Here is a 16,577-nt window from a genome sequence, read left to right on the forward strand (position 1 = left end):
TCTAGAGGCGGCACTCGAGCGTGGGGCGTTGGTGACAACTTGGGAACGTCGTCTCCCTAGAATTCAGGGTTTTCACCGACCCGGAATTCGAGCATGTCCTTCGCGATCCGGCGCCTGAGCGGCGCTTTCGTCCTGTCCGCCGCTGCGCTGACGTCGCTGTCGGCCGCCGCCGCCGGCCCCGCCGTCGACACGATGGCCCGCATCAAGGACACCCGCGCGATCACGCTGGGCGTGCGCGAATCGTCGCGGCCGTTCTCCTTCGTCAATGAGCAGAAGCAGGGTCAGGGCTACTCGGTCGACCTGTGCCTGGCGGCCGTCGAGGAGATCAAGAAGGAACTGAAGCTGCCCGAGCTGAAGGTCAACTACGTGGTCGTGTCCGGCGCGGACCGCATCCCGAAGCTGCAGAAGGGCGACATCGACCTGGAATGCGGCTCGACGACCAACACCAAGGCGCGTCAGGAGCAGGTCGACTTCAGCTACACGATCTTCGTCGCGGGCATGCGCGTGATGATCCCGAGCGGCGCCAAGGTCGACACGATCAAGGACCTGGACGGCATGACGATCGCGCTGACCAAGGGCACGACCTCGGAGAAGCTGTTCACGCAGCTGAACACCTCCGGCGAGGCCAAGATGCAGCTGGTCCAGTTCCCCAACAACACCGATGCCTTCAAGGCGCTGCGCGAGGGCAAGGCCCGCGCGTTCGCGCAGGACGATGCGCTGCTGCTGGGCCTGGCGTCGAAGGACAAGGCGCTGGACAGCCTGAGCCTGGGACAGATGGCGTTCTCGGTGGAACCCTACGGGATCATGATGCGCAAGGGCGACGCCAAGCTGGCCGCGGCCGTGGACCGCGCGCTGAGCCGCGTGTACGGCAGCGGCGAGATCGAGCAGCTCTACAACAAGTGGTTCCAGACCGCGGCGCTGTCGATCCCGATGAACCGCCTGACGCGCGACGGTTTCAAGCGTCCGAACCGCGAAGCCGGCGTGGCGATGCTGCTGGGGTATTCGATCTGATCCTCGATCGGATCGATCCCTCCCGGATCCTGGTGAACGAGCGGGCCTGCGGGCCCGCTTTGCATTTGAGCGCCACAAGACGTCGGCCTGCGGCGGGCAAGACCTGGACCCGCGAGGTCCGGACGCACTCCCTAGCCCTTGGGGGACGCATTCGCGCGCATCGCCGGGACACTGCGCCCTTCCCGTTGCTGCAGGAAGATCATGCGTTGTCTCGAAGTCGTCCGTCGTTGTTCATCGATCCTTGGCCATGCGGCCTCCGTCGCTGCACTGGCCGCAGTGGCCGCCGCACTGTCGGCGCCGCTAGCGCCCGCGCTCGCGTTCGACGCTCCGCCCGGCTGGACGCAGCGCGTGCACGAGGACGGCCTGCTGCTGCAGCCCGCGGACCTGCCGCCGGGCAAGGTGATGCAGCTCTGGGTCGCGCCGCCGTTGGAGGTCGGGCGCGATGACGGACTTGCCGCGTTCGCGCGCATCAAGGAGCCGATGCGCGGCCTCGGCGCCGCGGGTCAGCCGGCGTGCAAGCCGCCGCAGATGCTGCAGGCCGGCGTGGTGCTCCAGAACTGCGTGGCGACCGTGAACGCCGCGCCGATCGAGACGCAGATCTACATGCGACCGTCGCGCAACGGCCAGCTCGAATGGATGCGCATCGCGATGTCGCAGGACGAGGCGCTGCTGCAGCGCTACGGCGGCGGATTGAAGACGCTCTCGGCGAAGTCGAACGAGTTGTGGCCTGCGTTGAAGGCCCTGGCCGGGGACGAGCGTCGCCAACGGGAAGCCGCCGAACGGGCGGCCACGCTGGAACGCCGCGCCGCCGCCGATCGCGCGATCCACGTCGCGCCGGGCAAGGGCGTCGCGGAGCGCGACATAGCCTTCATGCTCTGGACCTGGTACCAGCCCAGCGGCGAAAGCCTGGTCGAGAACCTGCACCTGCTGCTGAAGGACGGCACCGGTTATCGCAACCTCGATCTTCCGCCGGACGAGTTCGACATGGCCGCGGCGCGTCGCTTCAAGCCGGAGCGCGTGATCCAGTGGCGCCGCAGCGGCGGCGACTGGCAGATCAAGGACCACGACGACAAGGACTGGCGCACGATCAGCGGCACGCCCGCGACGCCGGCCGCGGCGGGGCAGCGGATCGACGGCACGTTCACGCACTCCTGGTACTCGATCCTGGGCGGCGGCAGCTCGCAGAACCGCTTCCATTTCGATTCGGACGGCAGCTTCGAGCAGACCGGCAAGTCGGTCTTCGGCACCGGCGCCATGGCTGCGGCGAACGGCGTGGCGGGGATGGCGACGAACACCTACTCGCGCGGCGGCAGCACGACGACGTCGTCGGTCAGCGCCGTTGGCGCCGGTGCCGGCGGCGCGCAGCGGCAGCGGCGCAACGGGGCCGACTTCGCGGGCCGCTATCGCCTCGACCGCTGGGCCATGGTCGTCGAGCGCGAGAACGGCGAGCAGGAACGGGTGCTCTTCGCGTTCAACGGGGAGAAGCAGCGGGCGGTGTTCATCAAGGACATGGGCTACTCGAAGTAGCCCGGAAGTAGGCCGCCGATGAGCGACGACGTCATCGCGGGACTGCCTCCGACCGAACCGGATCGATGGCTGCGGTCCCTGGGCCCATTCGCGGATGAGCAGGGCAAGCACTTCCGGCTCGCCATCGACTGCACGCTGGCCCGATCGAGCTGGCGGGCGCGAAGGAAGCGCCTGCTGGCGGCGCTCGGGATGCATCGTGCAGCGGACCGGATCTCGCTCCAGGCGCGCATCGACATCGAACTGTTCGCAATCCAGCACATTCAAGGCGACCTCGTCGATCGCGACGGTGTTCCTCGTGAGGAGCTCTTCGTTGCGAGGTCGCCGCGCGTTCTTGATCTCCAACTGAACGTCACGCTTGGGCAGGGGGTGACGTACTACCTCCTCAAGCTGTCCACCGACGCGGGGAATGCGGAGTTCCCGTCGTTCGAGGCGATCGTGCAGTGGCGATTACGGTGACGGCGCCCGACGGCGGGCAAGACCCGGCACCTCATGACAGAACATGCTTGACTCGATTCAAGCGCGAATCAAGCAGCTCTGCCCGGGAGACCAAAGCGATCTGCAACGCGCATTTGATGATTGGGTTGTCCGAGCTGATCCGAATATCGAGAACATGGTCAAACGAATGAAAACTGGCTATGCAACAACGAAGGGCAATCAAACAACGTTCGGACTACCCTTCTTCCAGATCGAGCCCTATGAACAACCAAGCCGCGTCTACGTTGGCTGGCATGAGTTTAGGCATACCATGCCCGCAAATCGCGCAATAGTGGACCCGTCCAACTCCCTTGGGAACATCCTAAGGGGCCGAGCCGATCTAGTACCGTCTGAAATCGACGCAGATCGATTTGCGGACTGGTTCACCAAAACATCCAACCAATGTGGGTGCCCAAAATGAAAAAGCTTTTGCCTTGTGGCTCTTATTGGTAGCAGCAGCGCAAGCTCATGCCGCTACATATATTGATATATTTAATAAGGGTGCATTCCTGGTAATTGAACCTCACTCGGTTCAACTTGCTGATGTCGTTCATGATGCGACTTCATGCGCATCATCCGATTCTTTTGCCTGCCTCAAGTCGAATCACTTTAATATTGGCATGCCCAAAGACGCTCGATTGAAAAATTGGATTTTCGCAGGTGCACGCTATCGTATCAGGGAAGAATTAGAAGCAATATTTTTTTGGCATACCCTCTCGATATCTATTGATTAGCGTACAGGGTAAGTCGCCGTTTCAATTTGCTTATTCCCGTGCCAGGGGAATAGTCGCATTCAAGGTTCAGGGCGGCAATAGCCTAATACTCAACGAGACCTGCGGACTGCTGGCGCAAACATCTGATCTGGATTGCATGCCAAAATGAAAACTCCATTGCTGCTGAACCGGAAAAAATGGAGACTGATCAGATGAACGTACTGAAGCAGGAACTTGAACAGGCCATGCGCAGCGAGTCTCCGCTCATGGCGTTCCGTCAGACTGTGGCGCGGCACCTGGCCCAGGGATTGAACCGAACATTCCTCACCGAAGAACTGGAGAAGCTGCGCACGGTTGTCGAATCAGATAGCGAGGACGTGATTTTGGAGGTGCTCGATTTCATCGCTGGCTGGTGTCATCCAGATATGAAACTTTGACAAACCACGAGGACTGGGCGGTCAATTTGCCAACGCACATGCCGTTCCGAATCCGGCTGTGACCGGAACCAATACGACTTGAACGATCGAACGGCGAGCATTTGGACAATGATTGGACTCGGTCGGAAAATGGGGTGTGACATGTCTGCGGAGGCCGCAGCTGCCATGACGCTTTGCACACCTGGTGCACCGCTATGAATGTGGAGATTGACTTCAGTATCTTCAGCAGCCCGACCAAAGCGTTCGCTCGTGTCTTCGGAGGTTGGGCGGCCCGTCCTGATCTTGCCGAAGGCGACGTGATCGACCTTTCTCCTACGGCCCTCACGCTAAAAGTGGTGTCTATCGCGACGATGACCCCTGGTGGAATCGTGATAGGCCTCTCGGACGTCGTATTCAACTCGCTTGCTGAGGCCGAAGAGTTGGCACAGAAGTTGGAAACGGACTGTGGGCTGTTTGTGGATGTCTTCGATTGAGGCGGCGATCGTCGACGCCGGTCTTGGTTCCGCGATCCTGGGTGCGGTGCTCGCCATGCTGTTTTGCGCGATGGCCGCCAAGGGGAGTCGAGAAGAGATTCTCAAGGGGACCGCAAGCGCGGTCGCGCAGATCAGAGCGGGCCGCATTTGATCGGCGGCCGTGCGGTCACGCACCGTTCGAGCAATCCCTGACCAACAGATCCACCAGCAGACTCCCCTGCGTCGCATAGGTCCACTTGTCGGTCTTGAGCAAGGTCGCGATGGGTTGGGCTGTTGCGCCTGACCGGTCGATCACCGCGACGTCATAGTCTTCGCCTCGCTGTCGAAGACCACCTCCGCGTCCATCGACCGCTTCAGCGTCACCACCACGCGCCGCTTGTCCTTCTCGCTCCCTTGCTCGACCTCCAGCGCGCAACCGTCGCCCAGCGCGTAGCGCCAGCGCGGTCCGGGCGCGTCACGGCCGACGACGTTGAGCTCGGCGACGCGCTCCGCGTTGCTCATGTCGAAGGGACTGACCAGCGGCCGGTCCTCGCCGGGATAACCCTCCGAGCATGACCCGAGCAGCGCTGCGAACGCGAGCACGCTCACCACGCGCGCGCCATCACGCCACGACATCGCCGGCCTCCACCACGCGCGATGCCAGCACCTTGTCGATCGTCTTGCCGTCCATGTCGACGATCTCGAAGCGCCAGCCTTCCCACTCCACCGTGTCCGCCTCGCGCGGCAGTCGTCCGGAGAGCAGCATCATCATCCCGCTCAGTGTGTGATACCGGCCGCGTTCCTCCTCCGGCACTTCGTCGAGGCCCAGGCTGTCCTTCAGCTCCGGCACCGGGATGTGACCGTCGAGCAGCCACGAGCCGTCCTCGCGCTTCACCGCCCAGGCGGACGCCGGATCCTGCGGCTGGAACTCGCCGGTGATCGCCTCGATCAGGTCGTGCAGCGTGACCAGGCCCTGCACCTCGCCGTACTCGTCGATGACGAAGGCCATGTGCACCGCGGACAGCCGGAAGTTGGCGAGCAGCTCCATCCCCGTCAACGTCTCCGGCACATAGAGCGCCGGGGCGAGGTGCGCATCCAGACGCGGCTGGCGCTGGCGCAGCATCTCCGACAGCAGCTGGCGCGCGTTGACCACGCCGACGATGTCGTGCAGCCCGCCGCGCACCACCGGGAACAGCGCGTGATCCGAGGCCTCGATGCGCGCGAGCGTCGTCTCCATCGGATCGTTCATGTCCAGGCAGACCACGTCGCGGCGCGACACCATCAGCGAGCCGATCTGGCGGTCGTCCAGGCGGAAGACGTTGCGCACCATCGCGTGCTCGTGCGACTCGATGACGCCGGCGCTGGTGCCTTCGGCGAGCACGGCGTGGATTTCTTCCTCGGTGACGTTGAACGCCGCCGATGGCTTCACGCCGAGCAGGCGCAGCAGCGCGTTCGTCGAGCCCGACAGCAGGCGCACGAAGGGCTTCGTGGCCACGGCCAGCGCGGCGATCGGCCGCGCGACCAGACGGGCGACCGCCTCCGGATTGGACTGTCCGAGGCGCTTGGGCACCAGCTCGCCCAGCACGATCGAGAAGTAGGTGATCAGCACGACGACCAGGCCGGTCGCGGCGCCGCTGGCGTACTCCGCCGGCACGCCGTGGGAGGCGATCCACAGCGCGAGCGGGCCGGCGAGGGCGGCCTCGCCGACGATGCCGTTGAGCACGCCGATCGAGGTGATGCCGATCTGGATGGTCGACAGGAAGCGGGTCGGATCCTCACCCAGCTTGACGGCTGCCGCGGCGGCGCTGTCGCCCTCGTCGATGAGCTTCTGCAGGCGCGCGCGGCGCGCGGTCACCAGTCCGATCTCGGACATGGCGAACAGGCCGTTGAGCAGGATGAGGAAGAAAAGTAAGGCGATTTCCATGATGGATGAGGAAGACGCACCGGCCTGCCGGACCTCAAGGACGAGGCGCGGCGACGGCGGCGCAGACGCACGCGAGCGCGGAAGGCGCGGCGCGTGCTGAAAGGGACGAACGGGGAGGTGGAGGCGGCGAGGCGCCTCGGCGCGGGCTACACGGGGCGCGTCAGGCGCGTGGCGGCCGCAGCAGCGGCTGCGGGCAGCGCTGAGGCTCGTGCAGCTGGGGCGTGGGGAGCGGGCTCGACTGCGGCGGCGCGACGCGCAGCGGGCGCGCGTCGGGCTTGCAGTGGTCGGACATGTCGTCCGAGGTGTCGCCGAGCTCGAAGAGCAGGGCGGCGATGTCGGCGGCCTGGTCGTCGTCGGTGCCTGACTGCACCGCGGCGATTGCAGTGGCCGAGGGATCCGCGGGCTGCCCGTCGACCAGCAGATGCTGGGCATGCGCGACCCCCGCGGCGAACATCGTCACGCCGGCGGCGGCGATGCCGTACGCGGGTACGAGGATCGTCAGGACAAGGATGCGGAGCCAGCGGGTCACGGGCGTGATTCTATCGAGACGCCTGGATGGACCTGTTGGAGGATCAGGCGTTGTCGAGCTGAGCTTGGCCGGGAGGCGCTATCGGATATGCGCCGTCCCGGTCGAAACGCGTCAGCACGACGATCATGCCAACGATGCGATCGTTCAGCGCCTCCAAGTCTTCTGCGGGGATCCACCACTCCGTGTGGCGGGTGCCGCCGACTTGCTGGACCGGATAGCGGTCCATGAAGTCTTTGCGAACCTCGAAGCGGGTGACGAAGCCTTCGCCGCTGGCGGGCACGTTCCAGTCGCGCGCGATCTCGACGGCGTACTGCTCGTTGGTGACCGGATAGAAGATCGGCTGGTCCGGAAGCCGCGGCGGCCAACGCCGATAACCCGACTGAGCCACGAGCGCCAACTCCTGCGGGCCGGTCGGCCGGAAGAGCGTGACGGTGGTGAATGTCATGGCATCACTTTCAAGTAGGTGTGCGGCACGGCGTCGGTCAACCAGACCCCGTTCTCCGTCCTGAAGAACTGATGACCGTCCCGGTGCATCCGGCCGGCGTCGACTTTCAGCAGCACGACTTTGCCGTAGCGCGAGCCGACCTGGCGCGCCGTGTCCGCGTTCTCGCTGAGGTGCACATGGTGGCGTTGCCGCTTGTCGAGCCCCTCGGCGAGGATGGCGTCGAGGAAGCGCGTCGCCGTCCCGTGCAGCAGCGTCTCGGGCGGCGTCACCGGGGACAGGTCGAGGGCCACCTCGACCGAGTGCCCCTGGTTCGCGCGGATGCGCAGGCCATCCTCGCTGAAGGCGAAACGCTGCTTGTTGTTGGTCTCGACGATCTCGCGCAATAGCGGCAGGTCCAATCGCTTGCCTGCGGCCCGCGCGCCGGCGAGCAGCGCGTCGACCGTCACCCAGCCGTTCTCGTCGAGCGTGAGACCCAGCGTCTCGGGCTTGTGCCGCAGCGACAGGCTGAGCAGCTTGCTCAGCGAGGTCAGTGCCTTGTCGTTGTGCAAGTCGCTCATGGTTCGGTCGTCTCCTTTGCCGCTTTCAGCCGCGCGCGGACTTCCATCAACGCGAAGCCGAGCAGGTTCAACCCCTTCCACTGCGCAGGGTTGCGGGCGTCGGCATCGTTCGCCGCGAGCCCGATGCCCCAGACGGAATCGACGGGGCTGGCCTCGACCAGCACCTGGTCGCCGGTACCCAGCAGAAACCGTCGCAGCGGACCGTTTCCTCCGAACTTGCCCATGTTGGCGGCCACCACGATGTCGAAGCGATGCTCGGCCCATCGACGCTCGTCGAAGCCTGCGACCTGGCGACCGAGTTGTTTGGCCAAGTCAGGGGTCTTGGCTTCCAGAATCTGCTGACGCAGTACTTGGTCGCCGAAGAGCATGGCCTTGGCAGCCATCATGAAGTGCTCCGCCGTACGGAACGTCTCCGTCCCGACCTGGAACGACGCGTCGTACCACTGGCTGAAGCAGGAGGCGTTCACGCCGCGATCCTTCGGCGGGCGATGGCCCCAGAAAAGGATGTATTCGGCCGTACGGCCAGCCTGCAGGGATTCCACCAGACTGCGGACGTCCCGAGCTTCGCTGGCTTGATTCATTTCTTGTTCTCCCAATGTCTGTAGAGTTGTATAGTGCAACTCATCGAAGGTTGCACAATACAACTCTCCGCCGATCCGATCAAGTGAGAACGACGATGACGACCGATGCTTCGCGCCGGAAACCACAGCCCGCGCCGGCGATGGCCCCTTCTCCACCGGCTTTTCCACTGCCGTTCACGACGGTCGACGTGGTGATCTTCTCGGTGCTCGAGGACCAGCTGCGCGTCCTGCTGGTGCAGCGGCCCTCGAAGGACGAGGAGCCGTTTCCCGGTCGCTGGGCGCTGCCGGGCGGTTTCGTGGACATTGCTCGCGACCGCGATCTGGAGGCCTGCGCACGGCGCAAGCTGTCGGAGAAGACCGGCGTCGCCAGTCCGTATCTGGAGCAGCTCGGCAGCTGGGGCGGCAGGGATCGCGACCCGCGTGGATGGTCGGCGACCCATGTGTACTTCGCCCTGATGCCCGCCGACGGCGTGACGCTGGCCAAGGGCGCGAACGCCGCCGACGTCGGCTGGTTCGAGGTGGAGACGCTGCTCAAGCGCCCCCGTCTGGCCTTCGATCACGCGGCGATCCTGAAGACCGCCGTCGAGCGCTTGCGCGGCAAGGTGGAGTACACGTCGCTGCCGGCGTTCCTGCTGCCGCAGGTCTTCACGCTGCCGCAGCTGCAGCGGATGTACGAGGTCGTGCTGGGCCGGCCGGTCGACAAGAGCGGTTTCCGGACGCGGATGCTCGCGGCCGGGTTCCTGGAGGAGGCCGGACCGATGGCCGGCGACGCCAAGCGCGCCGCGATGGGTTATCGCCTGCGGGACCGCAAGAGCGCGGTGGTGTTCCCGCGGACCTTCAGTCCGCGACAGGGAGAGTGAGATGACGACATCGGCACAAGCGCTTCGCCGCGATCGGGCGCTCGGCGCCTTGCTGGGGCTGGCCTGCGGCGACGCTGTCGGCACCACCGTGGAGTTCGAGGCGCGCGGCAGCTTCGCGCCGGTCACCGACATGGTGGGCGGCGGCCCTTTCTCGCTCGCCGCCGGGCAATGGACGGACGACACGTCGATGGCGCTGTGCCTCGCGACCAGCCTGGTCCATCGCGACGGATTCGATCCGGTCGATCAGATGAACCGCTACGTCAACTGGTGGCAATGGGGTTACCTGAGCAGCACCGGTGAATGCTTCGACATCGGTCTCACCACCGCCAAGGCCTTGCAGCGCTACCAGCTCTCGGGCGACCCGTACGCGGGCGACACCGATCCACGCAGCGCCGGCAACGGCTCGTTGATGCGGCTGGCGCCGGTGGCGCTGCATTTCCTGTCGGACCGCGCGGCGCTCCGGCGGAACGCCCGTTTGAGCTCGATGACCACCCATGCCGCCGTCGAGGCTGTCGACGCCTGCGAGCTGTTCGCGGACCTGCTGGCCCGCGCCATCGACGGCGACGCGAAGGCCTCGTTGTGGGCCTCGCCGCGCGACGCGCACCTGAGTCCGACGGTCCGCATGGCCGCCGATCCGTCGCTGCGCGACAAGAGCGTCGACCAGATCAGAAGTTCCGGCTACTGCATCGACTCGCTCGAAGCGGCGATGTGGTGCTTCGCGCGATCGTCCTCCTTCGAGGCAACGATCCTGACCGCTGCCAATCTCGGGGGCGATGCCGACACGGTCGCTGCGATCGCGGGGCAACTGGCAGGCGCACATTACGGCGCATCGGCGATTCCCCCGCGGTGGCTGGAACGGCTCGCGATGCGCGGCGAGATAGAACGCCTGGCCGAGGCGCTGCTGACGTCGGTTCCGGGCTGAACGCAGACCGCCGCGCGCGGCCTCATCCTTGCAGGAACGGCTGGAGCCACCGTTCGAATTCGTCCTGCCACGCGCGCTGAGCGGCCTCGAGGATCGCCTCCGGATCGTCGACCGGCGCCAGCTGCAGCTGCGCCCGCAGCCAGTCGATGTAGGCGTCGAGCCCCTCGCTCTTGCGGTAGTGATGCTCGCTGCGGAAGTAGTGGATGCGGTCGAAGTCGATGCGCGGCTCTACATCGCAGCTGCTGACGCGCAGCAGTTCGCGCACGTCGCGCGCGACGATCCATTCGCCGCCTTCATCGCCGAAGGCCACCACCGGCCAGCGGTCCGGCACCAGCGCTTGCGACGGGTCCGGATTCCACAGCGCGTAGAACGAGCCCGACGCGGTCGCCCGCGCGAACGGGATCAGCCGGGACAGGAAGGCGGATCCTCCGACCAGCCGTATCGCAGGCCGTCGTGGTCGTCGTCGGTGAGTGTCAGCGCGGCGGAGTAGTTGCCATCGCCGATGTCATTCTGGAAGCGCAGCAGCGCGAGCAGGGACTCGGGAACGGGCAGGTCGCCGAAGGGCGCGGCGAAGTCGGTGGGATCGATCATGGGAGGAGCGGCGAGTCGGTACAACGACCGGCTGGACCCGGCCAACCCCGCCGCTCTGGACAGCAGCGGAGCCGCCGCGAATCTAGCGCCCATCGGCCTTCCCGGGACGTGACCTTCGTCCACTTCCGCGCCCATGTCCCCTGACCCGGCGTCGCACGCGGATCGTGCGCGCGTGCACCACGACGTGCGTGGTGGCGGTGCGCCTCACCAGGCTTGTGCCGCCGGCGTCCCCTGGTGATATCGCATCTGCCACCCCTCCGCCGTCTTCAGCCAGAGCGAGGACCGCAGCGTGTGATGCACCAGCGAACCGTCTTCCTGGCGATGCGCCGAACGGTAGGTCAGCAACGCCGCATCGGGTGCGAGCGGCGCGATGCGGAACTCGTCCGGCACGACCTTCGGCGGCTCCTGGTCGTCGGCAAGCCAGCGGATGATGGTCTCGCGGTCGTACTGGCGGCCGGAGCGGCCGACCTCATGGAAGTCCGGATGCAGCAGCTGCGACAGCCGCTCGGCGCTGCAGCGCACGCCGGGGTGGTGGAGCTCGACTTCCAACGCGCGCAGCGTGTCGAGCAACGAGCGCTCAGTGTTGGACATGGCGGTTCGAATCCTTGTGGAGCCGCGAGCATAGCGTCGGCTGCCCGCCTGACCGCTCGCGGAAGCGGCGTCAGGTCTTGTCGCTCACGCCCGCCGAATCGAAGCTCGCCATCTCGCCCAGCACGCGGCAGGCCGATTCCAGCAGCGGCCAGGCCAGCGCCGCGCCGGAGCCTTCGCCCAGGCGCAGGCCCAGGTCCAGCAGCGGCTGCGCCTGCAGCGTGTCCAGCATCAGGCGGTGGCCCTGCTCGTTGGAGCGGTGCGCGAAGATGCAGCGCTCCAGCACCGCCGGCTGCAGCTTGGCAGCCACCAGCACCGCCGCGCCGGTGATGAAGCCGTCGACGACGATCACCCGGCGTTCCAGCGCCGCCTGCAGCACCGCGCCGACCATCATCGCGATCTCCAGCCCGCCCAGCGCGGCCAACGCCGCCAGCGGCTCGATCGCGCGCGGATGCTTCTCCAGCACGCGCGCCAGCACGCCCAGCTTGTGACGCAGCTGCGCGTCGTCCAGGCCGGTGCCGCGGCCCACGCAATCGGCCAGCGCAAATCCGCCCAGGCGCGACAGCAGCAGCGCCGCCGACGAGGTGTTGCCGATGCCCATCTCGCCCAGCAGCAGCGCATTGCCCGGCCGCTTCTGCAGCAGCGTCTTGCCGGCGGCGATGGCGGTCGCGCACTCGTCGACCGTCATCGCCGGGCCCTCCAGCATGTCGCGGCTGCCCATCGCGATCTTCGCGATCAGCAGGCCCGGGCGCGGCTCGAAGCTGTGGCGCACGCCGGCGTCGACGACGCTCAACTGCAGCCCATGTTGACGCGCCAGCACGGAGACCGCCGCGCCGCCGGCCAGGAAGTTCTCCACCATCTGCCAGGTCACGTCCGACGGGAAGGCCGACACGCCGTGCGCCGCCAGCCCGTGGTCGGCCGCGAAAACCATCATCTGCGGGTCCACCAGCTGGGGCTGCTCCGTGCCCTGGATCATCCCCAGACGCAGCATCAGGCCCTCCAGCCGGCCCAGCGAACCCAGCGGCTTGGTCTTGCGATCGATGCGGTGCTGCAGCGCCGATGCCAGCGCCGCATCGTGCAACGAGGGGATCGAGGGAATCAGGTCTTGCTTGGTCATGGGACTTCTCGGGACATCAAGGGGAAGGAGGAGAGGGCGGCGACGGCGACAGCAGGTCCATCAGCACGCCGGGCGCGAAATGGCGGTCGATGTAGTCGGCCAGTTCGTCGAAGACCTGGTCGAGCGGACGCGCCGGCCGGTCGAACAGCGCGGCCAGCACGCGGTCGTCCTCGAACAGGCCGTGCAGGTAGTGGCCGAGCACCGGCCCGTGCTGCCAGCCGACCGGCTCGCCCAGGCCGTCGAACAGCACCGGCCGCGCCGCGGGCAGGCCGGGGTGCTGCGCCGTGCGGCCATGGTGGATCTCGTAGCCGCGGGCCACTTCGCCGTTCAGCGACGACCACGGCGCATCCAGCGACGGCGCGAAGCGGCATTCGGCCTCGCGCAGCAGCTTCTCGCGCTCGAACAGCGTCACCAGCGGCAGCAGGCCCAGGCCCGGCGCGTTGCCATCGAGCCCGTGCGGATCGACCAGCGCCTCGCCCAGCATCTGCAGGCCGCCGCAGATGCCCAGCACCCGCCGGCCGGCGGCCGCGTGCGCCGCGACCGCGACGTCCAGCCGCTGCGCGCGCAGCCAGGCGAGGTCGGACGCCACCGCTTTCGACCCCGGCAGGATGATCCAGTCGACACCGTCGAGTTCGGCCGGCGTGCGGACCCAGCTCAGGCGCACGTCCGGCAGGTTGCGCAACGGCTGGAACTCGTCGAGGTTGGACAGCCGCGGATAGGCGATCACGGCGACGCGGATCACGTCACGTCCGCCGCCGCTGACGCCACTCGCGCCGAGCCCGCCGGTCGTGCGGTCGTCGAAGACGCCGTCCTCTTCGGGCAACCCGTGGCCGCGCCACATCGGCAGCGTCGCGAGCGTGGGCACGCCGGTCATCTGCTGCAGCATCTCCGGTCCCGGCGACAGCAGCGCGGCGTCGCCGCGGAAGCGGTTGAGCACAAAGCCGCGGATCAGCGCGCGCTCGTCCGCCGGCAGCAGCGCCGTGCGTGCCGTACAGATGGGCGAAGGCGCCGCCGCGGTCGATGTCGGTGACCAGCAGGCAGGCGGCGCCGGCCTCGCGCGCGGTGCGCATGTTCACGTAGTCGCTGCTGTGCAGGTTGATCTCGGCGGGCGAGCCGGCGCCCTCGATGACGACGACGTCGTTCTCGTCGAGCAACTCGTGCAGCGCGCCGCGTGCGCGCGTCCACAGCGCCTCGCTGCGTTCGCGCCACGGCGCGCGGCTGAGCGCCTCGTCGACCTCGCCCATCACGACGACCTGCGAGGCGGTGTCCTTCTCCGGCTTCAACAGCACCGGGTTCATGCGCACGTCGGGCCGTGCGCGGGCGGCCAGCGCCTGGAAGTACTGGGCCGAGCCGATCTCGCCCTGCCGACCATCAAGACCTGGCACCACGCGCGCGTTGTTGCTCATGTTCTGCGCCTTGTACGGCGCGACGCGCAGGCCCTGCCGCGCATACCAGCGGCACAGCGCCGTGGTGAGGAAGCTCTTGCCCGCGCCGCTCGTGGTGCCGAGCACCATGACGGCCCGCCCCCGCCCCCGACCCCGCCCGGCCACCCCCTCCGGGGTCAACGAGTCACCCTGGGGCCGGAATGGGGCTTGGGGGTCCTGGAGGGATCCCCCATGCCCCGTGGAGAGCCCACGCTTGGCGGTCCGGCTGACATCATCCGACGCAGGACCGCTCACAGCGTTTCTCCAAACGGATGCGTCGTGTCGAACGCGCCATGGCGCGACGGCGGTGCCGGCAGCGGCGTGTGGCCGCCGAAGGTGAGCATCGCGGCGGCCAGCGCGTCGACGGCCTCCGGCGCCTGCACCGACACGCGCACGAGCCCCGGCAGTCCGAACGACGTCGCATCGCGCAGCTTGATGCCCATCGCGCGCAGGCCTTCGAGCAGCGGCTCCGGCATGCCATGCCACGGCGACGGCAGCGCGGCGAGCCAGAAGTTGGCGATGCCGCCGTCGATCTGGTCGAAGCCCATCGCGGCCATGCGCGTCCACTGCGCTTCGCGCCACTCGCGCAGCAGCGGCAGCGAGGCTTCGAGTTCGTTGCGGATGGACGGCGTGGTCCAGGCCTCGAGCAAGGCCTGACCCTCGGACGACAGCACCCAGCTCGGCGCGAGCTCCTCGACGCGATCGATCCAGAGGCCGTCGCGCGGACCGATCAGGTAGGCACCGCGCACGCCGGTCAGCCCGAAGGCCTTGTTGGGACAGACCAGCCGCCAGGCCCCGTCCGCGATGGGCTGCGGGAGCGCGCAGCCGCCGGCCAGGCGCAGCGCGTCGTAGGCCTGGTCGACGACGAGCTGCGAGCCGCTCTGCCCGAGCGCCAGCGCCACGGCCGTCCACTCGGCGGGGCCGAAGCTCGCGCCGGTGGGATTGTTGGGATCGCAGACCCACACCAGCGAGGGCAAGGTCAGCGCGTCGGCGAGCTCGAACGCGTCGTCGTAGCCGGTCACCTGCAGGCCGAGCGCGTGGGCCGCCGCCGCGTAGTCGCCGAAGCCGGGCTGCGGCACGCAGACGCGCGTGACCCCCGACAGCATCGCGGCGAGCGTCAGGCGGCGGATGGCTTCCGAGCCGCCGGAGGCGGGCAGCACGCGTTCGGGCTCCACGCCGTGCCAGTCGCCCAGGCGGGCGCGCAGCGCGGCGTAGGTCGGGTCGGGGTAACGCAGCCGGTCGGCGCGCAGCACCGCGTCGAGCGCCGCCGGCGGCGGGCCGAGCGGGTGGGCGTTGGTCGAGAAGTCGTGACGCACCGGCGGCCCGGCATCGGTGCCGCCGTGCGTGAGCGATGGGAAGCGAGTCATCGTGCGAATCCGCCGCGCAGTGCGGCGGTACCGAGCGCCAGCAGCGCGGCGAGGCCCAGCATCGCGCGGGCGGCGAGCCGTTGGGCGGTGAGCATGTCCTCGGCGACGACGTCGCTGCCGGACGGATTGAGCCGATAGTGGCCGGGCTTGCTCAGCGCGCGGCCGAGCCGCAGCGCCATCGCGCCCATCGGCCAGCCGCCGTTGGGCGAGGGCGTGCGCGTGGCCTCGCGCAGCAGCGGCGCGAGCAGCGCGGGACGCAGCGCGACGATCGCCAGTCCGGTCAAGCGCGCCGGGATCCAGGACAACACGTCGTCGGCGCGCGCGGCCCACTTGCCGGCCCATTCCCAGCGGCCGCGATAGCCCCACATCGCGTCGGCCGTGTTGGCGAAGCGGTAGACCGCCGCGCCCGGCAGGCCGGCGACCATGAACCAGAACAGCGGCGCGATGACGGAGTCGTTGAGGTTCTCGGCGAGTGTCTCGATCGCGGTCTCGCGGACCTCGAGCGCGGAGAGCTGCCGCGTGTCGCGGCTGACCAGGCGCGACAGCTGCGCGCGGCCCTCGTCGAGCGATCGTGCGAGCGCGGTGTCCACGGCGGCGACCTCGTCGCGCAGCATGCGCCACGCGAGCATCGGCTTCAGCGCGAGTCCCAGCAGCAGCGCCGCGACCGCGAGCCGCCACCCGCCGAACCATGGTTCGAGCCCGACGATGACCGCATGCTCGATCGCCCATGCGGTGCCGGCCGAGAGCGCGATCCCTGCGGTCCACGCGAGCGCACCGCCGATGAACGCTGCCTTCGGCGACATCGCGCAGAGCCGGTCGCCGAAGAGACCCAGGAAACGGCCCATGCCGACGACCGGATGCACGGCGGCGGGCGGCTCGCCGAAGCAGCGGTCGAGCAGCAGTGCGATGGGGATCGCGAGGGCGAGCAGCCAGGACATGGAGTTCAGAATAAGGATGTCAGCAAGCGCGCTGACGAGGGCGAGCAGGGCGGCGGAATCCGTCCAATCTAGGCGCAAAGCGGAGCAGTAGCGGCGCTACTGCGAGCATTTGCAACGACG

At 67.7% G+C, this 16,577-nt stretch carries 21 protein-coding genes and 1 pseudogene; 9 read left to right on the forward strand and 13 right to left on the reverse strand.

The genetic code is table 11. From position 1 onward, the window contains the following. The first annotated feature begins 93 nt into the window (after positions 1–93). From ACFJIX_RS13090 to ACFJIX_RS13120, 7 genes are all read left to right on the forward strand, one after another. Entirely contained in the window at positions 94–1,011 is a 918-nt protein-coding gene (locus ACFJIX_RS13090) for an amino acid ABC transporter substrate-binding protein (protein WP_377160633.1), read from the forward strand. 276 nt (positions 1,012–1,287) lie between these two features. Next, entirely contained in the window at positions 1,288–2,538 is a 1,251-nt protein-coding gene (locus ACFJIX_RS13095) for a hypothetical protein (RefSeq protein ID WP_377160635.1), read from the forward strand. 18 nt (positions 2,539–2,556) lie between these two features. Continuing rightward, on the forward strand, positions 2,557–2,994 hold the full coding sequence (locus ACFJIX_RS13100) for a hypothetical protein (protein ID WP_377160637.1): 438 nt from the start codon (positions 2,557–2,559) through the stop codon (positions 2,992–2,994). Between the two features lie 422 nt (positions 2,995–3,416). Then, positions 3,417–3,746 (forward strand): hypothetical protein, encoded by a 330-nt coding sequence (locus tag ACFJIX_RS13105; protein WP_377160639.1) that lies wholly within the window; start codon positions 3,417–3,419, stop codon positions 3,744–3,746. A 191-nt stretch (positions 3,747–3,937) separates the two neighbouring features. Then, positions 3,938–4,162: a hypothetical protein gene (locus ACFJIX_RS13110; RefSeq protein ID WP_377160641.1), complete on the forward strand. Its 225-nt coding sequence runs from the start codon at positions 3,938–3,940 to the stop codon at positions 4,160–4,162. 194 nt (positions 4,163–4,356) lie between these two features. Then, positions 4,357–4,635: a hypothetical protein gene (locus tag ACFJIX_RS13115; RefSeq protein ID WP_377160643.1), complete on the forward strand. Its 279-nt coding sequence runs from the start codon at positions 4,357–4,359 to the stop codon at positions 4,633–4,635. Beyond that, positions 4,622–4,786, forward strand: coding sequence for a hypothetical protein (locus ACFJIX_RS13120; RefSeq protein WP_377160645.1), 165 nt, complete (start codon positions 4,622–4,624; stop codon positions 4,784–4,786). Before ACFJIX_RS13115 ends, ACFJIX_RS13120 begins: the two co-directional genes overlap by 14 nt. Positions 4,787–4,926: 140 nt before the next feature. Here the strand turns inward: ACFJIX_RS13120 and ACFJIX_RS13125 are convergent, their stop codons facing one another. From ACFJIX_RS13125 to ACFJIX_RS13150, 6 genes are all read right to left on the reverse strand, one after another. Continuing rightward, positions 4,927–5,250 (reverse strand): hypothetical protein, encoded by a 324-nt coding sequence (locus ACFJIX_RS13125; protein ID WP_377160647.1) that lies wholly within the window; start codon positions 5,248–5,250, stop codon positions 4,927–4,929. Then, a complete protein-coding gene (locus ACFJIX_RS13130) occupies positions 5,237–6,538 on the reverse strand; it encodes a hemolysin family protein (protein WP_377160649.1) in 1,302 nt (433 codons plus the stop codon). The genes ACFJIX_RS13125 and ACFJIX_RS13130 overlap by 14 nt, the downstream gene beginning before the upstream one ends. 160 nt (positions 6,539–6,698) lie before the next feature. Beyond that, positions 6,699–7,067: a hypothetical protein gene (locus tag ACFJIX_RS13135; RefSeq protein WP_377160651.1), complete on the reverse strand. Its 369-nt coding sequence runs from the start codon at positions 7,065–7,067 to the stop codon at positions 6,699–6,701. A 43-nt stretch (positions 7,068–7,110) separates the two neighbouring features. Beyond that, on the reverse strand, positions 7,111–7,512 hold the full coding sequence (locus ACFJIX_RS13140; protein ID WP_377160653.1) for a hypothetical protein: 402 nt from the start codon (positions 7,510–7,512) through the stop codon (positions 7,111–7,113). Then, a complete protein-coding gene (locus tag ACFJIX_RS13145) occupies positions 7,509–8,069 on the reverse strand; it encodes an RNA 2'-phosphotransferase (RefSeq protein ID WP_377160655.1) in 561 nt (186 codons plus the stop codon). The genes ACFJIX_RS13140 and ACFJIX_RS13145 overlap by 4 nt, the downstream gene beginning before the upstream one ends. Beyond that, the gene (locus ACFJIX_RS13150; RefSeq protein WP_377160657.1) at positions 8,066–8,650 is read right to left on the reverse strand and encodes an NADAR family protein; all 585 of its coding nucleotides are present in this window, start codon (positions 8,648–8,650) and stop codon (positions 8,066–8,068) included. Before ACFJIX_RS13150 ends, ACFJIX_RS13145 begins: the two co-directional genes overlap by 4 nt. A 140-nt stretch (positions 8,651–8,790) precedes the next feature. Between ACFJIX_RS13150 and ACFJIX_RS13155 the strand changes: the two genes are divergently transcribed. Continuing rightward, positions 8,791–9,510, forward strand: a complete 720-nt coding sequence (locus ACFJIX_RS13155; protein ID WP_377161762.1) for an NUDIX domain-containing protein — start codon at positions 8,791–8,793, stop codon at positions 9,508–9,510. A 1-nt stretch (position 9,511) separates the two neighbouring features. Further along, positions 9,512–10,432 carry an ADP-ribosylglycohydrolase family protein gene (locus ACFJIX_RS13160; protein ID WP_377160659.1) on the forward strand — a complete coding sequence of 307 codons (921 nt, stop codon included), beginning with the start codon at positions 9,512–9,514 and terminating at the stop codon, positions 10,430–10,432. Between the two features lie 22 nt (positions 10,433–10,454). Here the strand turns inward: ACFJIX_RS13160 and ACFJIX_RS13165 are convergent, their stop codons facing one another. From ACFJIX_RS13165 to cbiB, 7 genes and pseudogenes are all read right to left on the reverse strand, one after another. Then, a complete protein-coding gene (locus tag ACFJIX_RS13165) occupies positions 10,455–10,763 on the reverse strand; it encodes a hypothetical protein (RefSeq protein WP_377160660.1) in 309 nt (102 codons plus the stop codon). A 71-nt stretch (positions 10,764–10,834) separates the two neighbouring features. Next, positions 10,835–11,023 (reverse strand): hypothetical protein, encoded by a 189-nt coding sequence (locus ACFJIX_RS13170; RefSeq protein ID WP_377160663.1) that lies wholly within the window; start codon positions 11,021–11,023, stop codon positions 10,835–10,837. Positions 11,024–11,227: 204 nt separating this feature from the next. After that, positions 11,228–11,614 (reverse strand): DUF4440 domain-containing protein, encoded by a 387-nt coding sequence (locus tag ACFJIX_RS13175; RefSeq protein WP_377160666.1) that lies wholly within the window; start codon positions 11,612–11,614, stop codon positions 11,228–11,230. 70 nt (positions 11,615–11,684) lie between these two features. Beyond that, positions 11,685–12,728, reverse strand: coding sequence for a nicotinate-nucleotide--dimethylbenzimidazole phosphoribosyltransferase (gene cobT / locus ACFJIX_RS13180; protein WP_377160669.1), 1,044 nt, complete (start codon positions 12,726–12,728; stop codon positions 11,685–11,687). Between the two features lie 16 nt (positions 12,729–12,744). Next, positions 12,745–14,242, reverse strand: a pseudogene (locus ACFJIX_RS13185) (cobyric acid synthase). 161 nt (positions 14,243–14,403) lie between these two features. After that, entirely contained in the window at positions 14,404–15,519 is a 1,116-nt protein-coding gene (locus tag ACFJIX_RS13190; protein ID WP_377160672.1) for a pyridoxal phosphate-dependent aminotransferase, read from the reverse strand. Continuing rightward, positions 15,516–16,457 carry an adenosylcobinamide-phosphate synthase CbiB gene (gene cbiB / locus ACFJIX_RS13195; protein ID WP_377160674.1) on the reverse strand — a complete coding sequence of 314 codons (942 nt, stop codon included), beginning with the start codon at positions 16,455–16,457 and terminating at the stop codon, positions 15,516–15,518. The genes ACFJIX_RS13190 and cbiB overlap by 4 nt, the downstream gene beginning before the upstream one ends. Positions 16,458–16,577 lie beyond the last annotated feature (120 nt).

This window comes from Roseateles sp. UC29_93, assembly GCF_042695725.1.
GTDB lineage: Bacteria > Pseudomonadota > Gammaproteobacteria > Burkholderiales > Burkholderiaceae_C > Roseateles > Roseateles noduli_A.

Bases quoted from the DNA above. Each gene is read 5' to 3' on its own strand.
- ACFJIX_RS13090 (WP_377160633.1), top strand. From the start codon at position 94: ATGTCCTTCGCGATCCGGCGCCTGAGCGGCGCTTTCGTCCTGTCCGCC.
- ACFJIX_RS13100 (WP_377160637.1), top strand. From the start codon at position 2,557: ATGAGCGACGACGTCATCGCGGGACTGCCTCCGACCGAACCGGATCGA.
- ACFJIX_RS13110 (WP_377160641.1), top strand. From the start codon at position 3,938: ATGAACGTACTGAAGCAGGAACTTGAACAGGCCATGCGCAGCGAGTCT.
- ACFJIX_RS13115 (WP_377160643.1), top strand. From the start codon at position 4,357: ATGAATGTGGAGATTGACTTCAGTATCTTCAGCAGCCCGACCAAAGCG.
- ACFJIX_RS13120 (WP_377160645.1), top strand. From the start codon at position 4,622: ATGTCTTCGATTGAGGCGGCGATCGTCGACGCCGGTCTTGGTTCCGCG.
- ACFJIX_RS13125 (WP_377160647.1), bottom strand. From the start codon at position 5,250: ATGTCGTGGCGTGATGGCGCGCGCGTGGTGAGCGTGCTCGCGTTCGCA.
- ACFJIX_RS13130 (WP_377160649.1), bottom strand. From the start codon at position 6,538: ATGGAAATCGCCTTACTTTTCTTCCTCATCCTGCTCAACGGCCTGTTC.
- ACFJIX_RS13140 (WP_377160653.1), bottom strand. From the start codon at position 7,512: ATGACATTCACCACCGTCACGCTCTTCCGGCCGACCGGCCCGCAGGAG.
- ACFJIX_RS13145 (WP_377160655.1), bottom strand. From the start codon at position 8,069: ATGAGCGACTTGCACAACGACAAGGCACTGACCTCGCTGAGCAAGCTG.
- ACFJIX_RS13150 (WP_377160657.1), bottom strand. From the start codon at position 8,650: ATGAATCAAGCCAGCGAAGCTCGGGACGTCCGCAGTCTGGTGGAATCC.
- ACFJIX_RS13155 (WP_377161762.1), top strand. From the start codon at position 8,791: ATGGCCCCTTCTCCACCGGCTTTTCCACTGCCGTTCACGACGGTCGAC.
- ACFJIX_RS13160 (WP_377160659.1), top strand. From the start codon at position 9,512: ATGACGACATCGGCACAAGCGCTTCGCCGCGATCGGGCGCTCGGCGCC.
- ACFJIX_RS13170 (WP_377160663.1), bottom strand. From the start codon at position 11,023: ATGATCGATCCCACCGACTTCGCCGCGCCCTTCGGCGACCTGCCCGTT.
- ACFJIX_RS13175 (WP_377160666.1), bottom strand. From the start codon at position 11,614: ATGTCCAACACTGAGCGCTCGTTGCTCGACACGCTGCGCGCGTTGGAA.
- cobT (WP_377160669.1), bottom strand. From the start codon at position 12,728: ATGACCAAGCAAGACCTGATTCCCTCGATCCCCTCGTTGCACGATGCG.
- ACFJIX_RS13190 (WP_377160672.1), bottom strand. From the start codon at position 15,519: ATGACTCGCTTCCCATCGCTCACGCACGGCGGCACCGATGCCGGGCCG.
- cbiB (WP_377160674.1), bottom strand. From the start codon at position 16,457: ATGTCCTGGCTGCTCGCCCTCGCGATCCCCATCGCACTGCTGCTCGAC.